General features: G+C 61.6%; 21 protein-coding genes. 11 read left to right on the top strand and 10 right to left on the bottom strand.

What is annotated here, in order from left to right; translation table 11 throughout:
- Nucleotides 1–44 precede the first annotated feature (44 nt).
- From ccmB to yajC, 7 genes are all read right to left on the bottom strand, one after another.
- Nucleotides 45–701 carry a heme exporter protein CcmB gene (ccmB, locus tag Q0908_RS14405; protein ID WP_299285808.1) on the bottom strand — a complete coding sequence of 219 codons (657 nt, stop codon included), beginning with the start codon at nt 699–701 and terminating at the stop codon, nt 45–47.
- A complete protein-coding gene (ccmA, locus tag Q0908_RS14400; protein WP_299285805.1) occupies nt 698–1,312 on the bottom strand; it encodes a heme ABC exporter ATP-binding protein CcmA in 615 nt (204 codons plus the stop codon). The genes ccmB and ccmA overlap by 4 nt, the downstream gene beginning before the upstream one ends.
- Nucleotides 1,313–1,415: 103 nt before the next feature.
- Nucleotides 1,416–1,769 carry an Mth938-like domain-containing protein gene (locus Q0908_RS14395; RefSeq protein WP_299285803.1) on the bottom strand — a complete coding sequence of 118 codons (354 nt, stop codon included), beginning with the start codon at nt 1,767–1,769 and terminating at the stop codon, nt 1,416–1,418.
- A gap of 1 nt (nt 1,770) precedes the next feature.
- The gene (locus Q0908_RS14390; protein WP_299285800.1) at nt 1,771–2,526 is read right to left on the bottom strand and encodes a sulfite exporter TauE/SafE family protein; all 756 of its coding nucleotides are present in this window, start codon (nt 2,524–2,526) and stop codon (nt 1,771–1,773) included.
- The gene (gene secF / locus Q0908_RS14385; RefSeq protein ID WP_299285797.1) at nt 2,519–3,487 is read right to left on the bottom strand and encodes a protein translocase subunit SecF; all 969 of its coding nucleotides are present in this window, start codon (nt 3,485–3,487) and stop codon (nt 2,519–2,521) included. The genes Q0908_RS14390 and secF overlap by 8 nt, the downstream gene beginning before the upstream one ends.
- Before the next feature lie 2 nt (nt 3,488–3,489).
- Nucleotides 3,490–5,154, bottom strand: a complete 1,665-nt coding sequence (gene secD / locus Q0908_RS14380) for a protein translocase subunit SecD (RefSeq protein WP_299285794.1) — start codon at nt 5,152–5,154, stop codon at nt 3,490–3,492.
- A complete protein-coding gene (gene yajC / locus Q0908_RS14375; protein WP_299285791.1) occupies nt 5,154–5,432 on the bottom strand; it encodes a preprotein translocase subunit YajC in 279 nt (92 codons plus the stop codon). The genes secD and yajC overlap by 1 nt, the downstream gene beginning before the upstream one ends.
- A gap of 285 nt (nt 5,433–5,717) precedes the next feature.
- Between yajC and Q0908_RS14370 the strand changes: the two genes are divergently transcribed.
- The 3 genes from Q0908_RS14370 (at nt 5,718) to Q0908_RS14360 (ending at nt 7,657) form a co-directional block, all read left to right on the top strand.
- Nucleotides 5,718–6,056: a DnaJ family domain-containing protein gene (locus Q0908_RS14370; protein WP_299285788.1), complete on the top strand. Its 339-nt coding sequence runs from the start codon at nt 5,718–5,720 to the stop codon at nt 6,054–6,056.
- A 425-nt stretch (nt 6,057–6,481) separates the two neighbouring features.
- On the top strand, nt 6,482–7,156 hold the full coding sequence (locus Q0908_RS14365; RefSeq protein ID WP_299285785.1) for a hypothetical protein: 675 nt from the start codon (nt 6,482–6,484) through the stop codon (nt 7,154–7,156).
- A gap of 96 nt (nt 7,157–7,252) precedes the next feature.
- Nucleotides 7,253–7,657, top strand: a complete 405-nt coding sequence (locus tag Q0908_RS14360; RefSeq protein ID WP_299285782.1) for a hypothetical protein — start codon at nt 7,253–7,255, stop codon at nt 7,655–7,657.
- A gap of 282 nt (nt 7,658–7,939) precedes the next feature.
- On the opposite strand, the gene Q0908_RS14355 is transcribed toward Q0908_RS14360, so the two are convergent.
- Nucleotides 7,940–9,178, bottom strand: a complete 1,239-nt coding sequence (locus tag Q0908_RS14355) for an L-rhamnose isomerase (protein WP_299285779.1) — start codon at nt 9,176–9,178, stop codon at nt 7,940–7,942.
- Between the two features lie 9 nt (nt 9,179–9,187).
- On the bottom strand, nt 9,188–11,290 hold the full coding sequence (locus tag Q0908_RS14350; RefSeq protein ID WP_299285776.1) for a bifunctional rhamnulose-1-phosphate aldolase/short-chain dehydrogenase: 2,103 nt from the start codon (nt 11,288–11,290) through the stop codon (nt 9,188–9,190).
- A 185-nt stretch (nt 11,291–11,475) separates the two neighbouring features.
- On the opposite strand from Q0908_RS14350, the gene Q0908_RS14345 reads away from it, so the two are divergent.
- From Q0908_RS14345 to serS, 8 genes are all read left to right on the top strand, one after another.
- A complete protein-coding gene (locus tag Q0908_RS14345; protein ID WP_299285773.1) occupies nt 11,476–12,276 on the top strand; it encodes a DeoR/GlpR family DNA-binding transcription regulator in 801 nt (266 codons plus the stop codon).
- Nucleotides 12,277–12,314: 38 nt separating this feature from the next.
- A complete protein-coding gene (rhaS, locus tag Q0908_RS14340) occupies nt 12,315–13,316 on the top strand; it encodes a rhamnose ABC transporter substrate-binding protein (protein ID WP_299285770.1) in 1,002 nt (333 codons plus the stop codon).
- 74 nt (nt 13,317–13,390) lie between these two features.
- The gene (locus Q0908_RS14335; protein ID WP_299285767.1) at nt 13,391–14,923 is read left to right on the top strand and encodes a sugar ABC transporter ATP-binding protein; all 1,533 of its coding nucleotides are present in this window, start codon (nt 13,391–13,393) and stop codon (nt 14,921–14,923) included.
- A gap of 12 nt (nt 14,924–14,935) precedes the next feature.
- Nucleotides 14,936–15,919, top strand: coding sequence for an ABC transporter permease (locus Q0908_RS14330; protein ID WP_299285764.1), 984 nt, complete (start codon nt 14,936–14,938; stop codon nt 15,917–15,919).
- On the top strand, nt 15,916–16,902 hold the full coding sequence (locus Q0908_RS14325; protein WP_299285761.1) for an ABC transporter permease: 987 nt from the start codon (nt 15,916–15,918) through the stop codon (nt 16,900–16,902). Before Q0908_RS14330 ends, Q0908_RS14325 begins: the two co-directional genes overlap by 4 nt.
- Complete coding sequence (gene rhaM / locus Q0908_RS14320; RefSeq protein WP_299285758.1) at nt 16,902–17,216, top strand: L-rhamnose mutarotase; 315 nt, start codon at nt 16,902–16,904, stop codon at nt 17,214–17,216. Before Q0908_RS14325 ends, rhaM begins: the two co-directional genes overlap by 1 nt.
- Nucleotides 17,213–18,598 (top strand): FGGY-family carbohydrate kinase, encoded by a 1,386-nt coding sequence (locus tag Q0908_RS14315; RefSeq protein WP_299285755.1) that lies wholly within the window; start codon nt 17,213–17,215, stop codon nt 18,596–18,598. The genes rhaM and Q0908_RS14315 overlap by 4 nt, the downstream gene beginning before the upstream one ends.
- 176 nt (nt 18,599–18,774) lie before the next feature.
- Entirely contained in the window at nt 18,775–20,067 is a 1,293-nt protein-coding gene (gene serS / locus Q0908_RS14310; protein ID WP_299285752.1) for a serine--tRNA ligase, read from the top strand.
- On the opposite strand, the gene Q0908_RS14305 is transcribed toward serS, so the two are convergent.
- The gene (locus Q0908_RS14305; RefSeq protein WP_299285749.1) at nt 20,064–21,140 is read right to left on the bottom strand and encodes a DUF2235 domain-containing protein; all 1,077 of its coding nucleotides are present in this window, start codon (nt 21,138–21,140) and stop codon (nt 20,064–20,066) included. The two genes, serS and Q0908_RS14305, sit on opposite strands and share 4 nt — an antisense overlap.
- Nucleotides 21,141–21,148 lie beyond the last annotated feature (8 nt).

Genomic DNA, 21,148 nt, shown 5'->3' with positions numbered 1-21,148 from the left:
GTCTCCCTACCCCGCGCCTGCGGCGGTCTCAATCAACATAGACGTTATCGCAAGTTCACCCGCAGCACAGCCCCTGCGGCAAAGGGCATCAGCGCCAGAACCGCGCCCGTGATCCCCGCCAGCATCAGCAGCGGTGTACCCGGATCAAGCCCTTCGGCCCCGCGCCGCGCCGCTTCAGCCCCGAAGATCAAGGTGGGCACGTAAAGCGGCAGCACAAGCAGCGAGAGCAGCAACCCGCCCCGCTTGATCCCGACGGTCAGCGCCGCCCCGAAGGCCCCGATCATCGACAGCGCAGGGGTGCCAAGCAGCAGGCTCAGCACCAGCACGCCGTAGCCCGCAGGCGCGAGGTTCAGCAACACGCCCAGCACCGGCGCGGCCAAGACCAGCGGCAAGCCGGTCGTGATCCAATGCGCGACGGCCTTGATCGCGACCACCCCCTCAAGCGGCAAAGGTGAAGTTGCAAGCAAGTCGAGCGCCCCATCCTCCCAATCCACCGCCAACAGTCGGTCCAGCGACAACAGGCACGCCAAAAGCGCGCCCAGCCACAACACCCCCGGCGCGATCCGGGTCAGCAACTCGGGTGCCGGCCCCACGCTGAACGGCACCAACACCACCACGATCAAAAAAAACGCCAATCCAAGGCCAAAGCCGCCCCCTGCCCGCAAAGCAAGGCGCAGATCACGGATCAACAGCGCCCTCACAGGAACACCTCGTCTGACGAGGCAACCGCCCCCAGGGCCGCGCGGTACGGAGTCACATCCAGCACGCGCGCGTCCAAGCCGAGATCAATATGGGTGGCGATCAAGGCCGACCCACCGGCCGCCAAATGGGCACGCACCGCCTGCGCAAACAGCGCGACAGAGGCCGCATCAAGCGACACAGTCGGTTCATCCAGCACCCAAACGGGACGGCCCGTGACCACCAGCCGGGCCAATCCAAGGCGCCGCTTTTGTCCGGCGGACAATTGACCCGCGCGACGGTCCTGCAAATCGTGAAGGTCAAACGCGCTCAGGGCCTGATCGATACCGGTCTGCTCAAAGACCGCAGCCCAGAAGGCGAGGTTTTCAGCCACCGTCAGTGCCGATTTCAACCCATCGGCATGGGCGGCATAGGCGATGCGATCCTCGGCCCCGGCGACCTGTCCCGCCATCGGCTCTTGCAGGCCCGCAATGCTGCGCAGCAACGTCGTCTTGCCCGCCCCATTTGGACCGCGCAGCACAAGCACCTCACCCGGGGCCAACGCAAATGACACGCCCGCCAAGACCGGCACTCCGCCACGGCCCACCGCCAGATTAGTGACTGTCAAATCCATGTGACACCCCTAACCCATTGCGGTCAGGCGCAAAAGCCTTGGTGTCATCGTTCCCGCAGAGTGAGGCGCGGTGCCTACACCTCAGACGTTATGCATCGAAGTCCTAGGTCGGCAGCATCGCCAGTGCGATCCGGCGTCCTTCGCTCAGCAACACGTTGTAGGTGCGCGCAGCAGAGGGGGAGGACATGACCTCTACCCCCAGCCCCGCCTCATCCAGCGTGCTGCGCAATGCCGCGGGTAGATGCGCGATGTCGGCCCCGGTGCCCAGGAACAAAACGTCGATATGGCGGGCCAAGGCGATCAGCGCCTCGGCGTCCTCATATCCCGCCCACAGGTAGGTGCCCAAGGGGCCGGTGATCACCGCGCCCTCGATCACCTCGCCCCCGATGCGGAAAAAGCCGGGGCCGTAGCCGTCAACAGGTTTGGCATCGGTATAGGTGATCTCATTCAGGCGCATGTCATCCCTCCCACACAGGCAGTCCCAGAACAGCAGAGGCCGCAATCACGATATAGGCCACCGCGCGAAAAAGTCGCTCCGCCGCCGGATCGAACAGGCGCGCACCGACCACATTGGCCAGCATATAAAGCGGCACGCACAGCAGACCGACCGTGACCGCCAGCGGGTCGAGCAGCCCGAAGATCAGAAAGACCGCGATCATCATCAGGTCGATGCCCAGAAGGTAGAGCAGAAAATTGGCCCGGATCACCGCGATGGGCAGCGCGCTGGCCATGTAAAGCATGATGACAGGCGGACCCGGCACGCCCGCAATGCCACCCAGAAACCCGCCAAGCGCGCCAACGCCGGACACCATCGACCGCCTCAGCGTGCCGCTATAGCGCCAGCCCGACATCACGAGGACAAGCAACACCAGGACGATCACCGACACCGACCAGCCGAACACGGCCGCATCCAGCATCGACAAGGCCCACAACCCCAAAGGCAACGCGATCGCGGCCCCCGCCAACAGGCGTGCAGCCTCTGCCGGCACCCCTTCGCGCCACGCTGCGCGCAGGTTGGGCAGCGGGCCCCAGAATTCCACGACTGTTAGAAACGCGAGGGCAGCGAAGGGGTCAAGCACGGAACTCGCCGCAGGCATAATGATCATGGCCGACCCAAAGCCGGTGAACCCGCGCACCAGCCCCGCCGCCGTGATCGCAAGAACCAACCACCACAGCCCCGGCAGTGCGAGAGCTGCGGTGACCAGATCAGGCATCTATGTTGGCGTATTGATTGCCCACGGTCGGGTCCTGCTTGTCCCAGTTCCGCTTGACGCCCAGCCACAACAGGATCGTGGAGGCGACAAAGACCGAGGAATACGTCCCCACGATCACGCCCCAGATCATCGCGAACACAAAGCCCCGGATCACGTCCCCGCCCAGCACATAGAGCGAAATCAGCGCCAGCAGCGTGGTCACGGAGGTCATCACCGTCCGGCTCAGCGTTTCGTTGATCGAGATGTTGAGGACCTCGGCCAAGGGGCGCTTCTTGTACTTCCGCAGGTTCTCCCTCACCCGGTCGAACACAACCACCGTATCGTTCAGTGAATAGCCCACGATTGTGAGAAGGGCCGCGATGATGGCCAGATCGAACTTGATCTGCAGCTCGGAAAAGACGCCGATGGTCAGGATGAGATCATGCACAAGCGCCGCCACGGCCCCAAGCGCGAACTGCCACTCAAAGCGCAGCCAGATATAGACCAGCACCGCCCCGATGGCCAAAACCACCGCGATGGCCGCTGTCTGGATCAACTCGCCCGAGACTTTGGGGCCGACGGATTCGACGGACACGAATTTGATGTCGGGCACCGCTTCGGCCAGTGCGCCTTGGACAGCGCGGATGGTGTCGGGGGTGACGGCCTCCTGCCCCTCCTGCGCCTGAATGCGGATCATGGCGACGTTCTGATCGGCCTCGAATGTGGGGTCGAATACTTCGGTGATAGACACATCGCCCAGTTCCAGCACCGCAATCGCATCGCGATAGATCGCTGTATCCACAGGTTGCGTGCTTTCGGTCCGCACCGTGGTCCCGCCTCGGAAGTCGATCCCGAAGTTCAGACCCTGAATGGCAAAGGACGCAAAGCCCACGATCATCATGAAGGCCGAAATCCCGAGCCACAGCTTCCAGCGGGAAAAGAAGTCAAACGAGGTATCTTGGCGGACAAGTTTCAGTCGCATCGTTACACCTCAATCGTTTTGGGTCGGCGGCGTTCAAACCAGATCACGATCAGCAGTCTGGTGACAAAGATCGCGGTGAACACCGATGTGAGGATGCCGAGCCCAAGCGTGATTGCAAAGCCGCGCACCGGCCCCGAGCCCATCGCAAACAGGATGACGGCGGTGATGAACGTGGTGATGTTGGCATCCAGAATAGCCGAGAGTGCCTTTTCATAGCCGAGTTCAATGGCGCGGGCCGGGCCGCGCGCCGATTTCAACTCTTCGCGAATCCGTTCGAAAATCAGCACGTTGGCGTCGACCGCCATGCCGACCGTCAGCACGATCCCCGCGATCCCCGGCAGGGTCAGCGTGGCCCCGATCAGGCTCAGCAGCCCGAAGATCAGCCCGATATTCACGATCAGCGCGATATTGGCAAAGAGGCCAAACAAACCGTAGCTGAGGAACATGAACACCAGCACGGCAGCAAAGGCCACTGTCGTCGCCACCTTGCCTGCATCAATGCTGTCCTGACCCAGTTCGGGGCCGATGGTGCGTTCCTCGAGGAAGGTCAGTTCCGCAGGCAAGGCCCCTGCCCGCAGCAGCACCGACAGGTTCGTGCTTTCCTCGACATTGAAGTTGCCGGTGATGATGCCCGACCCGCCCGGAATGTGGCTTTGGATCACCGGGGCGCTGACCACTTCGTCGTCCAGCACAATGGCAAAGGGTGATCCGATATTGTCCGCTGTGTAGTCGCCAAAGCGGCGCGCGCCGGAGGTGTTAAAGCGGAAAGACACCGCCGGATTGCCGTTCTGATCAAAGCTGGGTTGGGCATCCACAAGGTCTTCGCCTGTGACCACCGGTGCGCTTTCGATCACGTAGAACAGGCCGGGTTCGTCCAATGACGGCACCAGTTTGTTGCCCACACCCGGAGGCTGCGCGCCGTCCGACGTGCGGCTGACCACGGGGTTGAAGGTCAGTTGCGCCGTCGTGCCAATGATCTCTTTCAACTCGGCGGCGGACCCGATGCCCGGCACTTGGATGAGGATACGCTGCGCGCCCTGACGCTGAATTGTCGGCTCGCGGGTGCCGACCTCGTCGATGCGGCGGCGCACGATTTCCAGCGATTGCTGCACGGTGCGCTCGTCACTGGCGAGGCGCTCGGCCTCGGACAGCGTGACGACGATGGTGTCGGTGCCTTCGGCGCGCACCTCGATATCATTGGCCCCCACCCCGGTCAGGGTTTGAACGGGATTGGCCAGCGTGCGCACAAGTTGCAACGCGCGTTGCAAACCGGCGGGTTCCGAGATGCGGACCCGCAGTTCATCCGGCTCACTGGGTTGCAGACGGATCGTACCAACCGTGGCCCGCTCGGGGCGCAGGACGTCACGCACCGCAGGCCAGGTCGCCTCCATCCGGCTGGCATAGACCTGTTCGACCTCCACTTCGGCGAGCAAGTGGGCCCCGCCGCGCAGATCAAGACCGAGGTTCACAAGGCTTGACGGCATCCAGTCGGGCCACTGCGCGCGCAGGGCCTGCTGTTCGGGCGTGTCCTCGCCCAACTCAATCGCCTGCACAGCGTCATTGTGGCCCTCGACGCGGGTATAGAACCCGTTTGGCAGCGCCAAAATCAGACCCAAGGCGCAGACCGCCCAGATCAGAACCCGTTTCCACCCCGGAATTTGCAGCATTACTTGGCCGGTTCAGTCTTGTTGAGGACTTGGGCGATGGTGGACTGCACGACGCGCACCTTGACGCCTTCAGCCAGTTCCACCTCGATCTCATTGTCTTCCTTGACCTTGGAGACCTTGCCGATCAGCCCGCCTTGGGTCACGACCTGATCGCCCCGGCGCAGCGCGCTGACCATGGCCGCATGTTCCTTGACCTTTTTCTGCTGCGGACGGATGAGCAGAAAATACATGATCGCAAAGATCAAAATCAGCGGGATAAACTGGCCAAAAGCTTCCATCGACGTGTCCTTGTATCAGGGGGCGTCCCGGCCCCGCGCAGAGTTTGGCAGAACCTATGGGCGGGGACGGTTGGGCGCAAGGTGGAAAGGATAGATTTGGGGCCTGCGCTGCCGAGAAAGGCAGACTGTGTCGGGGAGGTTCGCGCGCAGTCAGCCGGGCTTGCCTTCGCAGGATGACAGGGGCGTCCGTTACAGGGTGCCAAGTGTCATCTGCCGCGAAATCTGGTATAAAAGTGCCGCCACCATGTCAGAGTCGAAATGGCCATTCCTTGTGAAGGTGCCCGCATGCCCCACTCCTTTGATCGATTGACAGAACGACAGATCCAAAAGGCCCTGGCCGAGGGCCAGCTTCAGCATTTGGAAGGTGAAGGACAGCCGCTCTCTGATCGCTCTGGCGAGGCTTTTTCCGATATGGCGACGGCGGTCGCCGTTCGGATAATGGCCGAAGCAGGAACCCTGCCGGAAGAGTTCAAGATCAAGAAGCTTTTGGACGCGGCCAAAGAGACTTACCGGACCGCAAGTGGCGACGAAGAAAAGCATGTCGCGATGGCGCTGATTGCCGACTTGCAACAGCGATACAACATCGCCGTCGAAGCCAGACGACGATTTTTGGCGGATCGATAGCTGGGCTTTGTCGCGCTGGACCGACCGCGGGTATGGCACGTGGCAACGGCCAAAACTGCAATTGGCTCTGAGGTGCCCGGCACAGATGCAAGGAATCGTCAAACGATGGGCACCCAAAAAGACGTCAGTCCCGGCACTTTGCCACGTGCGGCGCGCAGCCGTGATCCGCCTTGCGCCGAAATATTACATGAAATTAGAAAGTTAGGGCAAAAATGTAATCCGATACATTATGACGACAACCACATCAATTGGGGGATGTGATGAGAAACTCTTTTGGCGCGGCCACGCCCCTCAGGGTGCTTTGCTACACGCCGAATATCACTCTGGCACAGAGCGAAGTCGTCGTCTGGGTCGCGGGAGCGCCCAGGTAGACCACGATCTATGACGAACTGGCCGAGGCATTCAACGCGTCCCGGTCGGAGGCGATGATCACCACGGTCAAGAACTCGTCCGCCATTTTCAACCCTGCCCTCATTCCAGCATTGTCCGCAGGCGAAGAGCCAGATCTGTTCACATTCCGCACCGGCCCCGGCCAGCCGGCCGCATTGATCGCCGGTGGCCTCGTGGCCGAACCGAGAGGCGCCTACCGCGAACATGGATGGGCCGACACCTGTGGCCATCGGCTATGGCGCGTTGATGGACAGCTTTTGGGCGGGCGACGTGCCCATGGTGTTCACCGGGCCATGGGTCATCGGTGGCGGCCAGTGAAGCGGCGGGGGACCGGATCAGCGATTGCGGCCATTGCCCTGCCGCCCTTCGAAGAGGGCCAAAAGATCCACCCGACAAATTCGATCGGGAGCGGCTTATACATCCGCGAGGGCTCAGAGGGTCGGGAGCAGGCCATTGCCTTTCTCAACAGCATGTTCATTAAGACCGAGGGCCGTATTGCACTGTTGAATGCGGGGACTAATCCGGTTGAACCACTTAAGCCTGCCCGCGCGCTGGCCGAACTGTCGCCGCTGGCGCACGCCATCTGGACGATTTCGCAGCCGAGATGCAAAGCGCCTGGGCCGAAGCCAAAGAAGCCGGAGAAATCACGCTGCCGGGTGGCATCGCGGACAAATAACACCGCACTCCTGCTTCTGACTGCGGCTTCCTGAACCCTCCCCTCTCGGGAACCGCCAAAACACGACCCACCTCGCATCCACACGCCAGCCTTGCCGCGTCGCGCGCGCGCCTCATGTGGAGATGACGCCATGTTGCTCAATCCGAATTCAAGACTGGCACAGCGGTTGAACCCGGTCCTGTTCCTGCTGCATTTCGCCCATTTCTCCACGATTTTCAAAAAGTTGATGGGCACCCCCTGCAACCTGACATGGCGTGAAGCTGGCGAGCGCAAGCAGATCTGGGGCACCTCCCGGCACCGCCCGATTGCACGCGGACTGCCCGACCATTCCGAGTTTGAGCGGGAAGAGATGTATGGTGAACCTTTCGCGGTGCCCGAACCTCTGGAGACCCTGTTCATCAGCTGGTTTCAGGGCGGTGACGTCTTTCGCTCGGGCCTCACCTATCGTCGTCGCGCGGCAATGCGTTCTACGTCCGGCCCGACCACGACGCCCATCCGACATACCATGACCCCAATATCCAAAACGTACTGGTGAATGCCGTGAACTGGGCCGCCAACCCGGAGGCTCGAATTGCAGACGTCCATACGGCACCGAACAAAGATGTTGCAGATGCGTAGGAGCCAATCACGGCACGCGGCCCCAAACTGCACGAAGACGGCGAAGAAGGGTATCGCTGATGGGCCGAAAGATACGCGACGAGATGGCAGGCGTGGCCTTCGTCAACTCGGCTTGATCCAATAGGGCGTGGGTGCGCCTTTCGGCCTGATGGGCCATGGGTGTCGCAACGCCGCCCTTGGTCGCGGCCCCTCGCGCACATTATCCGCGGCCTGAAACCACCGATTGATAGCGGTCCAGCTCTTTCAGCAAGCCTTGACCGTTTGGAACCTCCGCGCGGGCCGTGAATTCGGCCCAGACTGCGCCAAAGGGCATATCCCTGAACTCTTCGGTCACGGCCAACCGTGTGGTGAAATCAAGTGCGGTCTCCGCAGCACGCAGTTGATCCAGCGGAAGCAACAGCGCGCGCAGCAGTGCTTTTTGCATGTTACGGGTGCCAATTACCCATGCGGCTGTCCTGCTGATCGTCGCATCGAAAAAGTCGAGCCCGATGCGGGTGCGCGCCAGCAAATCCGCGCTGACGAGCTCTTGCGCCATTTGCAGGATGTCATCGCTCAGCAGGATCACGTGATCGCTGTCCCATCGCATCGGGCGCGAGACATGCAGCAGGATGTCGTCGAGTGACAGCGCCACCGCGCTGAGTTTGTCCGCGATGTTTTCTGTCGGATGAAAATGGCCCATGTCGAGACACAACAGGATGCTCTTGCGGATCGCATAACCCATGTAGAATTCGTGACTGCCCACGGTGCAGGCCTCGACCCCGATGCCGAACAGTTTGCTTTCCACGGCATCCAGCATCTGCGCCTTGTCCAGCGGCGGTGCGAGCATCGCATCGAGCGATGCGTCAAGGCGCTTACGCGCCGACATCCGATCAATCGGCGTGTCCTTGTAGCCATCGGGCACCCAGATGTTGTTCACGCAAGCCGAGCCGAGCGCCGCGCCCATCTGTGCCGCGATATCGCGGGACCGCTTGCCATGTTCGATCCAGAAGTCGCGAATGCCTTCGTCCGGGTGGCTGAGGGTCAGATTGTCGTCCGCCTTGGCATGGGCAAAGAAGGTCGGGTTGAAATCGAGCCCGATGCCCCGCCCCTTGGCCCAATCGACCCACGGCGCGAAATGGGCGAACTCGATTTCGTCGCGATCCGGGGTCGCGTCCGTGTCGAGATACATGGCGTGCAGGTTCAGGCGATGCGTGCCGGGGATCATCGCATAAGCGAAGTCGAGATCAGCGCGCAGCTCATCAGGCGTGCGGGCGCGGCCCGGGTGGTTGCCGGTGGCTTGAATGCCGCCGCCGGATGCGCCTGAGGTCTGCTCGAACCCGACGACATCGTCCCCTTGCCAGCAATGCATCGAAATCGGGATGGTCCTCAGCCGCGCCAACGCAGCTTCGGTGTCCACGCCCCATTCGGCAAAGGCGGCTTTCGCGCTCTCATAGCTCATGATCAGCCCCTACCGTGTGAACGCCTGGACGTTGCCTGCGTCCACGTTGATGATGTTGCCCGTGGATTTCGACGAGGTGTCGGCGGCAAAGAAATAACACGCCTCGGCGATGTCCTCCGGCAGCACAGACCGCTTGAGCATGGAGCGCTGGCGATACATCTCCTCCAGCCCGTCCTTGTCGGTGCCGTAGGTGCCAGCGCGCTGTTCCAGCCAGTCGCCTTCCCAGATCTTCGAGCCGCGCAGGACCGCATCTGGGTTCACTACATTGACGCGGATTCCGGCCTCCGCCCCTTCAAGGGCCAGACAACGGGCCAGATGGATTTCGGCCGCCTTGGCGGTGCAATAGGCGGCGGCATTCGGCGAGGCTGCCAATCCGTTCTTGGAGGCCACGAACACGACCGCCCCGCCCGTGTTCTGCACCCGCATCAGCTTGAACGCTTCGCGGCTGACCAGAAAATAGCCGGTGGAGAGGATGTCCATGTTCTTGTTCCACAGCGCCAGCGACGTGTCTTCGATGGGGGCCGACGATGCGATACCTGCGTTCGACACCAGAATGTCGATCCCCCCGAATGCGACACACGCGTCTGCAAAGGCCGCCGCGACCGCGTCTTCGCGGGTTACATTCATCACGACGCTGCGGACCACATCCTCGCTGAAGCGACCCGACAGGTTCTGTTGTGTGGAGGCCAGCGCCTCTTCGTTGATGTCGGCCAGAACAACGCATGCGCCTTCCTTGAGATAGCGTTCGGCCGTTGCCGCGCCGATTCCGCCTGCTCCGCCGGTGACCAGGGCCACACGACCCGCAAGCGATTTGGGCTTGGGCATGCGCTGCAGCTTCGCCTCTTCAAGCAGCCAGTATTCAATGTCAAACGCCTCTTGCTCGGGCAGGCCCTGATATTCACTGACGGCAGATGCGCCGCGCATCACGTTGATCGCGTTGACATAGAACTCGCCCGAGATGCGCGCCGTCGCCTTGTCTTTGGCAAAGGTGATCATGCCGACACCGGGCACCAGATAGACCACCGCATTCGGGTCGCGCAGCGCGGGGCTGTCGTCATGTTTGCAACGTGCGTAATAGGCCGCATAGTCCTCGCGATAGGCCTCTACCTGCTCTGGCAGACCGTTCAGGACCTGATCGATGTTTCCGGTTGCCGGATCGAAAGGCACGACGAGCGGGCGAATTTTGGTGCGCAGGAAGTGATCGGGACAAGACGTGCCCAACGCGGCGAGTGGGGCCATGTTCTTGGCATTTACGAACTGAAGCACTGTGTCACTGTCGTTGAAATGGCCGACCATATGCTGATTGCCCGACACAAAACCACGGATCGCGGGCATCAGGCGGGCCGCAATTTCGCGCCGCGCAGCGGGGGCCAGACTGTCATGGACCGCGCCGCCAAAGGCCGGCACACCATCGCTTCGCTCGGCCAGCCACTTGGTGGCGACATTGATCACATCAATGGTCTGGTCATAACATTCCTTTGCGGTGTCACCCCATGTGAACAGGCCATGGCTTTCGAGGACCACACCGTCGGCGTCGGGGTTCTCAACGCAGAATTTCTCGAGCCAGAGCCCCAGTTCATAACCGGGCTTCTTCCACGGCAGCCAGCCGATCCGGCTTCCGAAGATCTCCCGGGTCAGTTCTTTGGAATTCTTGGACGCGGCAATCGCAATGATTGCATCAGCATGGACGTGATCAACGTGCTTGCGCGGCACATAGGCATGCAGCGGCGTGTCGATTGACGCCGCACGGGGGTTGAGCCGGAACGTACAGTGCGGCAGGTACCCAACCATCTCGTCTTCGAACTCGACGCCGCGATAGAGCCCCTTCAGCGCCTGCAACTTGTCCATGTAAAGCGTTGCAAAGCCGTCCATTTTCATGGACCCGATATCGCCGCCCGACCCTTTGACCCAAAGCACCTCGACCTCTTGTCCGGTCAAAGGGTCCGTTTCCATCACCTTGGCCGATGTGTTCCCGCCGCCGTAATTCGTCACGCGCTTGTCCGAGCCGAGGATGTTCGAGCGATAGAGCAAAAGATCCGATTCGCTCATGCCCTTGGTGACCGCGTCGTCCCAACGGCTTTCGAGAAGCTGGGTTTCCAATGATTTCAACATGTTTCCTCCCGGTCAGCGCGATGCGCCTATCATCTGCGTTGCTCCGAAGCTGAGCGTCGCACTGGCCTTTGTCAATCACAATCAATCAATTTCAATCATGCTGCGCCGCAGAATGATTGCTTATGATTGTTTCTGATTGACAGATGCTCCGAATCTGCACACCGTAAAAGCCACGGGAGACGAATATGCATGAGAAAGAACGGCACACGATCATTCTGTCAGCGGTGGAAGAACGCCCCGTTGTCACGGTCGCAGACCTGTGCAGCCTGACCGGCGCGTCCGAGGCCACTATCCGTCGTGACATCGCAACGCTCGATCAGGACAAGCAGCTGCGTCGCGTGCGTGGTGGGGCAGAAGCATTGAACCCGCCGCAATTTGTCGGCCTTGCCGGGCGCCCCTTCTCTGTCAACGAAACCATGCGGATCGAAGAGAAGCAGGCGATCGCCGCAGCGGCGGTGGACCTGTGCGACGATGGTGATGCGATCATCATCAATGGCGGCACCACCACGTTTCAGATGGTGCATCCGCTGGCTGGTCGCCGGATGCAGGTCTTTACGAACTCGTTTCCCATTGCCGAACATCTGCTCAAGCATTCCAAGAACACCGTGATGCTGTCGGGCGGCACCATCTACCGCGAACAGAATATCATCCTGTCGCCTTTCGACAATGACGTGACCCGCAATTTCTGTGCGCGGCGCATGTTCATGGGCGCGCAGGGCCTCGGGCCTCTGGGCCTGATGGAGGCGGACCCCCTTTTGATCCAGGCGGAACAGAAACTGATCGGTCAGGCCGATGAGCTGGTCGTCCTCGCTGACAGCAGCAAGTTCGAACAGCGCTCGAGCCTTGTGCTGTGCCCGCTGAACCGCATCACGACGGTCATCACCGATGATCATATTTCAGACAAGGCGGCCGCCATGCTCGACGCCGCAGAAGTGACCCTGATCGTCACCCAGACAGGGGGCGCTCAGAAGAACATGGCCTCTTAGCCGGTCATCCAAGCGAGTTTACTTTAGGGAGGAAACCAATGAAACGTCGCACATTCACCGCACTCACCGCAGGGCTCAGCCTTGCTGCCAGCCTCTTTGGCACCACTGCCATGGCGCAGGACGATATGCGCATCGCACTTGTTGTAAAGGCACTCGGGATCGGGTTCTTTGAGGCCGCCGCACAAGGGGCCGAAGAAGCGGCCGCCGAACTGGGTGGCGTCGAGATCATCTATACCGGTCCCACCGACACCACCGCCGAAGGTCAGATCGAAGTGATCAACTCGCTGATCGCGCAAGGTGTTGATGCCATTGCCGTTTCGGCCAATGACACTGACGCGCTGGTCCCGACGCTCAAGAAGGCGATGCAGCGGGGCATCACGGTGATCTCTTGGGATTCCGGTGTCGCTCCCGAAGGGCGGCAGGTCCACCTGAACCCCTCATCCAATGCGCTGATCGGCAACATGATCATTAAGCTGGCGGCCGATCATCTGCCCGATGGCGGTGATGTCGCCGTGCTGTCGGCCACCACCACTTCGACCAATCAGAACATCTGGATCGAAGAGATGACCAAGGTGATGGGCAACTATCCGGGCATCAACGTCGTCTCGACCGTCTACGGCGATGATCTGGCCGACAAATCCTACCGCGAGGCAACGGGTCTGATGCAGTCCTATCCCGACCTTGATGCGATCATCGCGCCGACCTCTGTTGGCATCGTGGCCGCAGCCCAGGCCGTTGCGGATGCAGGCAAGATCGGTGAGGTCAACGTGACCGGCCTTGGGCTGCCATCCGAAATGGCAGGTGCCATCGAAAGCGGTGCGTCCAAGTCTTTCGCGATCTGGAACCCGATTGATCTGGGGTACTCTGCGACGATGATCGCCCACGCGCTTGCGTCCGAGACCGCAACGGCCGAGCCGGGTGCAGAGATTTCCATCGGGCGCGTCGGCACCATCACGCTGGACGACAACAACGAGGCGGCGATGGCCGATCCGTTCATCTACGACGCCTCCAACATCGATCAGTTCAAGTCGATCTTCTAAGTCGGCACCTGATCACTGGCGCGGGCCTTTGCCGGTCCGCGCCAAGACACACCCCTTTCACATTGAGACAGTTGATGCTGCAGCAAGCGGAGAAGCCTTTGCCGTCCAAAGACCGGCCTGTGTCACAGGCGGTGTTAGCCTTGGCAGACATCACCAAGACCTTTCCGGGTGTGAAAGCCTTGTCCGAGGTCTCGCTCTCGCTTTATCCGGGCAAAGTGACGGCCTTGATCGGGGAAAATGGCGCTGGCAAATCCACAGTGGTCAAGATCCTGACCGGGATCTATCAGCCCGACGGCGGCAGCATCCTTGTCGGTGACCGCCCTACCCCATTTCCGACACCGCAAGCCGCAGCCGACAGCGGAGTCACCGCCATCCATCAGGAAACGGTCCTGTTTGACGAATTGTCCGTGGCCGAAAACATCTTTCTGGGGCACGCGCCGCGCGGCGCATTCGGTCTTATCGACCGCAAGAAGACGACCGAACAGGCCCGCGCACTCTTGTCCAGCATCGGCGCGAACCTTGATCCCGACATCAAGCTCAAAGATCTTGGCATCGCCAACAAGCACCTCGTGGCGATTGCCCGTGCCCTCTCGATCAAGGCGCGCGTGGTGATCATGGACGAGCCCACCGCCGCCCTGTCGCACAAGGAAATCGAAGAGCTTTACGAGCTGGTCGAAAGCCTCAAGGCGCAGGGCAAGGCGATCCTGTTCATCAGCCACAAGTTCGATGAAATCTTTCGTATCGCAGACAACTACACCGTGTTCCGCGACGGCCAGTTGATCGGGGACGGTGCCATCGCCGATGTGACCGAAACCGAGTTGGTCAAGATGATGGTCGGTCGCGATGTGAGCCAGATATTCCCGGCCCGCACGCCAAACGCTGGCGATACCGTTCTGTCCGTCCATCGCTATGCACATCCGACCGAATTTGAGGACATCAGTTTCGAGTTGCGCCGCGGTGAAATTCTTGGCTTTTACGGTCTGGTTGGTGCGGGGCGCTCGGAATTCATGCAGTCCCTGTTCGGGATCACGCGACCCTCCGCCGGATCGGTCGATATCGAAGGTCAGGTTGTCGATATCAAGTCCCCTGCGGACGCCGTGGACAACGGGATCGTTTACGTGCCCGAGGATCGCGGCAAGCAAGGGGCCATCCTAGACCTGCCGATCTTTCAGAACGTCACCCTGCCCTCGCTCGGGCGGATATCCCAAAAGGGCTTCTTGCGCCTTGCCGATGAATTCAGATTGGCCCGCGACTATACCGAACGGCTCGATCTGCGCGCAGCCTCGCTCGACACCCATGTCGGAAACCTGTCGGGCGGCAACCAGCAAAAGGTCGTGATCGCCAAATGGCTTGCCACCCAGCCCAAGGTCATCATCCTCGATGAACCCACCAAAGGTGTCGATATCGGCTCCAAAGCGGCGGTGCACGAATTCATGGCCGAACTCGCCGCGCAAGGTCTGGCGGTGATCATGGTCAGCTCGGAAATCCCCGAGGTGCTGGGCATGTCGGACCGCGTGATCGTCATGCGCGAGGGACGCATCGTGGCAGAACTGGCGGGCGACGATCTGCAACCTGAAACACTTGTGCGCCACGCCGCTGGAATCTGAGGGAAACGCGCCATGCTCAAACGTCTGATCGCCTCGCGGGAAACGCTGCTGATCGCGGCCATCCTGTTGCTACTGGTGCTGATCTCGTCCCGTTTTCCCGCCTTTGTCGCACCATTCAACCTTGCCAATGTGTTCAATGACACGTCGCCGCTGATCCTGCTGGCGATTGGTCAGATGATCGTCATCCTGACCAAGTGCATCGACCTCAGCGTCGCGGCGAACCTCGCGCTGACAGGCATGGTCGTATCGATGGTGAATGTGGCGGCACCGGGCCTGCCGATTGTCGTGATCCTTGTCATCGCCATCGGTCTGGGCACGGTTCTGGGCATGTTCAACGGCATCCTCGTGTGGAAACTGCAAATCCCGCCCATTGTGGTGACCTTGGGCACAATGACCATCTTTCGCGGTTTCATCTTTCTGATTTCCGACGGCAAATGGGTCAACAGTCACGAGATGAGCCCCGCATTCAAGGCCTTCCCCCGCGCGGAACTTCTTGGCCTGCCGGTGCTCAGCTGGATCGCCATCCTTGCCGTCATTGTGTTCACCGTCGTCATGACACGCACCACGCTTGGGCGCGCGTTCTACGCGGCGGGCGGCAATCCGCATGCCGCGACCTATGCGGGGATCAACGTAGGCAAGACGCAGTTCTGGGCGTTCACGATCTCGGGGGCGTTGGCGGGGCTGACGGGCTATCTCTGGGTGTCGCGCTTTGCGGTGTCCTATGTCGATATTGCAGGGGGGTTTGAGCTGGACGTGGTGGCTGCCTGCGTCATCGGCGGTGTGTCGATCATGGGGGGTATCGGCACGGTCGTGGGTGCGCTCTTGGGGGCCTTGTTCCTTGGCATCATCAAGAACGCGCTGCCGGTCGTCGACATCTCCCCCTTCTGGCAATTGGCCATTTCGGGCAGTGCGATCATCATCGCCGTCGCCCTGAACGCGCAGGCCAACCGCAAGAAAGGCCGCATCATCCTCAAGCGCGCGGAGCACATATCATGACCACCACCGACCGCATCATCCCCGACCGCCTGCGCTCTGCGATGGAGCAGCGGCTGAAAAGCTGGGAAACCCTGCTGTTGCTCGTCGCCATCGGGATTTTCGCCGCCAACAGTTTTGCCTCGCCCTATTTCCTGAACGCCTGGAACCTCAGCGACGCGACATTCAACTTCACCGAAAAGGCGATGATCGCCTTTGCCATGGCGCTTTTGATCATCTCGGGCGAGATCGATCTGTCCGTCGCCTCGATCATCGCACTGGCCTCCACCGCGATGGGGGCCGCCGTGCAGATGGGTGTGGGCACGCCCGGCCTCGTGCTGATCGGTCTTGGGGTCGGCCTGCTGTGTGGCGCGTTCAATGGAGTCCTTGTGACCCGCCTCGGGCTGCCTTCGATTGTGGTGACCATCGGCACCATGAGCCTGTTTCGCGGTATCAGCTACATCGTGCTCGGAGATCAGGCGTTCCGGGGCTATCCAGAGAGCTTTTCGTGGTTCGGCCAAGGTTATGTCTGGTGGGTGATCTCCTTCGAATTCGTGCTGTTTGCGGTCATTGCGGTGATCTACGCGGTGCTTTTGCACCAGACCAATTTCGGGCGCGCGGTCTATGCCATCGGCAATAACGCGACGGGCGCGATGTTCTCGGGCATCCGTGTGAACCGCGTGAAATTCATCCTCTTCCTTCTGACCGGCCTGATGTCCGGCGTGGCGGCGATCTGCCTGACCGCGCGCCTTGGTTCCACCCGCCCCTCCATCGCGACAGGATGGGAATTGGAGGTCGTCACCATGGTCGTCCTCGGTGGTGTCAGCATCCTCGGCGGCTCAGGCACCATCGTCGGAGTCGTCATTGCGGCCTTCGTCATGGGGCTGGTCACCTTCGGGTTGGGCTTGCTGAATGTGCCGGGCATCGTCATGTCCATCGTCATCGGCGCGCTCCTGATCGGGGTCATCGCTCTGCCGCGCCTGTGGTCCATGTGGCGGGCACGCTGATGGAGAAATATGCGTTCAGGATGCAGTTGAACCCCGGCTGTCGCGAGGAATACATCAAGCGTCATGACGCGATCTGGCCCGAGCTGGTCACGCTTTTGAAGGAGGCGGGCGTGTCGGATTATTCGATCCATCTGGATGCTGAGACTGATATCCTCTTCGCTGTCTTGTGGCGCAAGGACGGGCACAAAATGGATAGCCTGCCCGCACATCCGGTCATGCAGAAATGGTGGGCGCATATGGCCGACATCATGCAGACCCACCCAAGCAGTGAGCCCGTGGCCACCCCGCTCGACACCGTGTTCCATATGCCATGACACGTCACGTCGCCGTCATAGATATCGGCAAGACCAATGCGAAACTTGCTCTGGTCGACCGGCAGAGCCTGACAGAAATCAGCGTCATCACCCGCCCCAACACGGTTCTGCCCGGCCCGCCCTGGCCGCATTTCGATGTGGACGGGCATTGGGCGTTTCTGCTGGATGGGTTGCGCGATCTCCATGCGCGCCACGGTGTCGATGCGATCTCGGTCACGACCCATGGCGCTTGTGCGGCGCTTCTGGATCAGGACGGCGCACTTGCCGCGCCAATCCTCGACTATGAACACCCCGGCCCCACCGAGACCGCCCAAGCCTATGATGCGATACGCCCCCCTTTCGAAGAAACGGGTTCGCCCCGATTGGCGGGCGGTCTGAACATTGGCGCGCAACTGTTCTGGCAGTTCCACACCGATCCGGGCTTGCACGCGCGCACGCAGCAGATCGTCACCTACCCGCAATTCTGGGGCGCAAAGCTGACGGGCGTGACGGCAAGCGATGTGACCTCTCTGGGCTGTCACACGGATTTGTGGAACCCGCATGCCGGTGAGGTCTCGTCGCTGGTGGCGGCGCTTGATCTGCAGGACAAACTTGCCCCCGTTCGCAAACCCCATGACCGTCTTGGCCCGATCCTGCCGTCCGTCGCCGAGCGCACCGGGCTGGCACCGGACACGCCCGTCTATTGCGGCATACACGACTCCAACGCCTCGCTTCTGCCGTATATTCTGGCGCAAGACCCTCCGTTCAGCGTCATCTCGACCGGCACGTGGGTCATTGCTATGTCCATTGGGGGTCGGAAAACGCCGCTCGACCCTGCCCTCGACACGCTGATCAACGTGACCGCGCTTGGCCATCCGGCCCCCTCTGCGCGCTTCATGGGCGGGCGCGAACATGATCTGGCGATGGGCGGCCCCTACCCGGACCCGACGCCCGATGACCTGCATCACATCCTGTCACACCGGATCATGCTCCTGCCCGCCCTCGCCCCGGAGAGCGGGCCCTTCAAAGGGCAGGCGTCGGGATGGATCGGGGACGAACCGGGCGTGGGAACAGGTCAGCGTGGGGCCGCAGTGGCGCTTTACCTCGCGCTGGTGACAGCCGAATGCCTGTGCAGCATCGGTCATGACGGGCACATCATCGTCGAGGGCCCGTTCGCCAACAATCGGTTCTACCTCGAAATGCTGAGCGTCGCGATGGAGGCCGATGTGTTCCGCTCATCCGGCACAACGGGCACAAGCGCTGGCGCGGCCCTGCTGGTGGGCGGAGAGACACGCGCGCAGCCGATCAGGGATCGCCCCATTGCAGTGGATGCCGAGAACAAACCCTTGCTTGTCGATTATGCGGGCCTCTGGCGACAGACGGTGCGACAAAGAACGCAGTAGCCCCATCGCTCGCCAGAGCGCACCGCGCTGCGTCCGGAACCTGTAACGCTCGGCTGACACCAGGCGTTCCGCATCTGCCTCATCCGCGGCGCAACACCCCAAACCCCTCTTCCCCCCCGCTTCAAGGTCGGGCATACCCGCCTCACCTGAAATCATGATCAACAAGGACCAGACCCATGCACGACATTCGCGCCATCCGCGCCAATCCCGCCGCCTTTGACGCCGCTCTTGCGCGCCGAGGGGACGCGGGTGTGTCGTCTGACCTGCTGGCCCTTGATGAGGCGCGCCGGGCCAAGATCCAGGCCGCCGAAACCGCGCAGGCCGAACAGAACAAGGCCAGCAAAGAGGTCGGTGCCGCCAAAGGCCGCGGCGATGAGGCCGAGTTTGAGCGCTTGCGCGCACTGGTGGCCGACAAAAAGGCCGAGATCGCGGCGATGCAGGACGAGGCCAAGGCGCTTGACGCCCAGTTGACGGACGCGCTTGCCCGTATCGCCAACCTGCCCGCCGACGATGTCCCCGAGGGCGCGGATGAGGACGACAATGTCGAAGTGAAGACGTGGGGGACGCCTCGAACCCGTAATTTCGCGCCCAAAGAGCATTTTGATCTGGCCTCTGTCGCCCCACACATGGATTTCGAGACCGCAGCCAAGACCTCCGGCAGCCGCTTTGTGATGCTCAAAGGGGCGGTCGCGCGCATCCACCGCGCGCTGGCCCAATTCATGATCGACACCCATGTGGATCAAAACGGCTTAACCGAGGTGAACAGCCCCGTGCTGGTGCGCGAAGAAGCGATGTATGGCACCGACAAGCTGCCCAAATTCGGCGAGGAAAGCTATCGCACCGAAGAGGGGATGTGGCTTGTGCCGACCTCCGAAGTGCCGCTGACCTATTCGGTGGCGGGCGACGTGCTGGAGGCAAGCGCGCTGCCGATCCGGCTGACCGCCCACACGCTATGCTTCCGCTCCGAAGCGGGCAGCGCCGGGCGCGACACCGCAGGCATGTTGCGCCAGCACCAGTTCGAGAAGGTCGAAATGGTGTCGATCACCCATCCCGACGACAGCGACGCCGAACAAAAGCGGATGCTGGGCTGCGCCGAAGGGATCCTCGAGGCGCTCGAGATCCCCTACCGCACAGTGATCCTGTGTACGGGTGACATGGGCTTCGGCGCGCGGCGCACCTATGACATCGAGGCGTGGCTGCCCGGCCAGGATGCCTACCGCGAGATCAGTTCGGTCTCGACCACGGGCGACTTTCAGGCACGGCGCATGAATGCGCGGTTCAAGCCTGCCGATGGGGGCAAGCCGCAATTCGTACACACGCTCAACGGCTCGGGTCTGGCCGTGGGGCGGTGCCTGATCGCGGTGCTGGAAAACGGACAACAGGCGGACGGGTCGGTGGCCTTGCCTGCCGTGCTCGCGCCCTATCTTGGCGGAAAATCGACGCTGACGGCGGACGGTACGCTCGCCTAAATGCCAAGTGAGCCGGGGCGGTAATCGGGCCGCCCCTGCGATCTTGTGCGCACGGAGGGGTGAACCTCCCAGCTTTGCTTGGGGCCTTGCCTCCACTTTTTCAGGAACGACCGGCGGTCGGCCAATTCGGGCGCATCGCACAGCGGATCCGGGGCCACCGGCGGGAATGTCTCACCCGGCGTCAAGGCGAGCCGCCCGGCCCCCTGCACCACCCAGTCAAGCGCAATGGACGACAAGGGCTGCGCCGCACCAGACCCGCCCACGATCGAATGATTGCCGACGAACCACAGCTGTTGATAGGGGCGCAGCGGGCCTGTCACACCCCTGTTAAGCCCCTTATTTCCATCAAGATTATCCCATTTTGCGGGCTTGTAGAACACCCGCCGCTCGTCCAGCGCAAGCGCATGGCGCGCCGATTGCACGAGGCTCGACAGCTTCATGTCATGGAACTTGTATTGCCGGTTCCACATCGACGCAACGGGCCCCAACAACGACGGTGGAATGCCCCGCGCGCCCACCGTGTCCCACACGCCGAGATAAGCGATTTCGACCAGGCGCGAGGTGTCGTTGCGCCACGCCATGTCCGTGTCCGACGTGGCGAACCGGGGCGACATCCGGCGCCGCGCCTCGCGGATATGATCGGCATCGGGGTGGTTGGCGTCACCGCGCTTGCGGTAAAGCTCGAAGGCTTCGTTCACCGCCTCGGCGCTCGTGTCTTCGATGATACCGCATTTGCGGATCATCCCTGCCACCGACCGCGCCGTGAAGGCGCCGCGCGAAAAGCCGAACAAATAAATCTCGTCCCCCGGCTCATAGACTTGGGCGAGAAACTGATAGGCCTGTTTCACCTTTGCATCCAGCCCCCAGCCGAACGCCCCGCCGCCCCATTTGTTAAAGAACCGTTTGACCCGCCCGTCAAAACGCTGATCGGTGCCTATGCCGGGAAAATAGGCTGTCACCTGTCCCTTGGCCGGGTCCGACACAAGGGCGCGTTGTAGTTTGTGCACGCTTGTCGGCTCTTGGATCGAGGGGGAATTCCACGTGCCGTCACAAAAGATCGCAATGCGGGTCATTTCTTATC

The sequence above is a fragment of the uncultured Tateyamaria sp. genome (assembly GCF_947494755.1).
Lineage (GTDB): Bacteria > Pseudomonadota > Alphaproteobacteria > Rhodobacterales > Rhodobacteraceae > Tateyamaria.
Note: the sequence above shows the minus strand (reverse complement) of the source record. Positions and strands in the feature narration are given on the sequence as shown.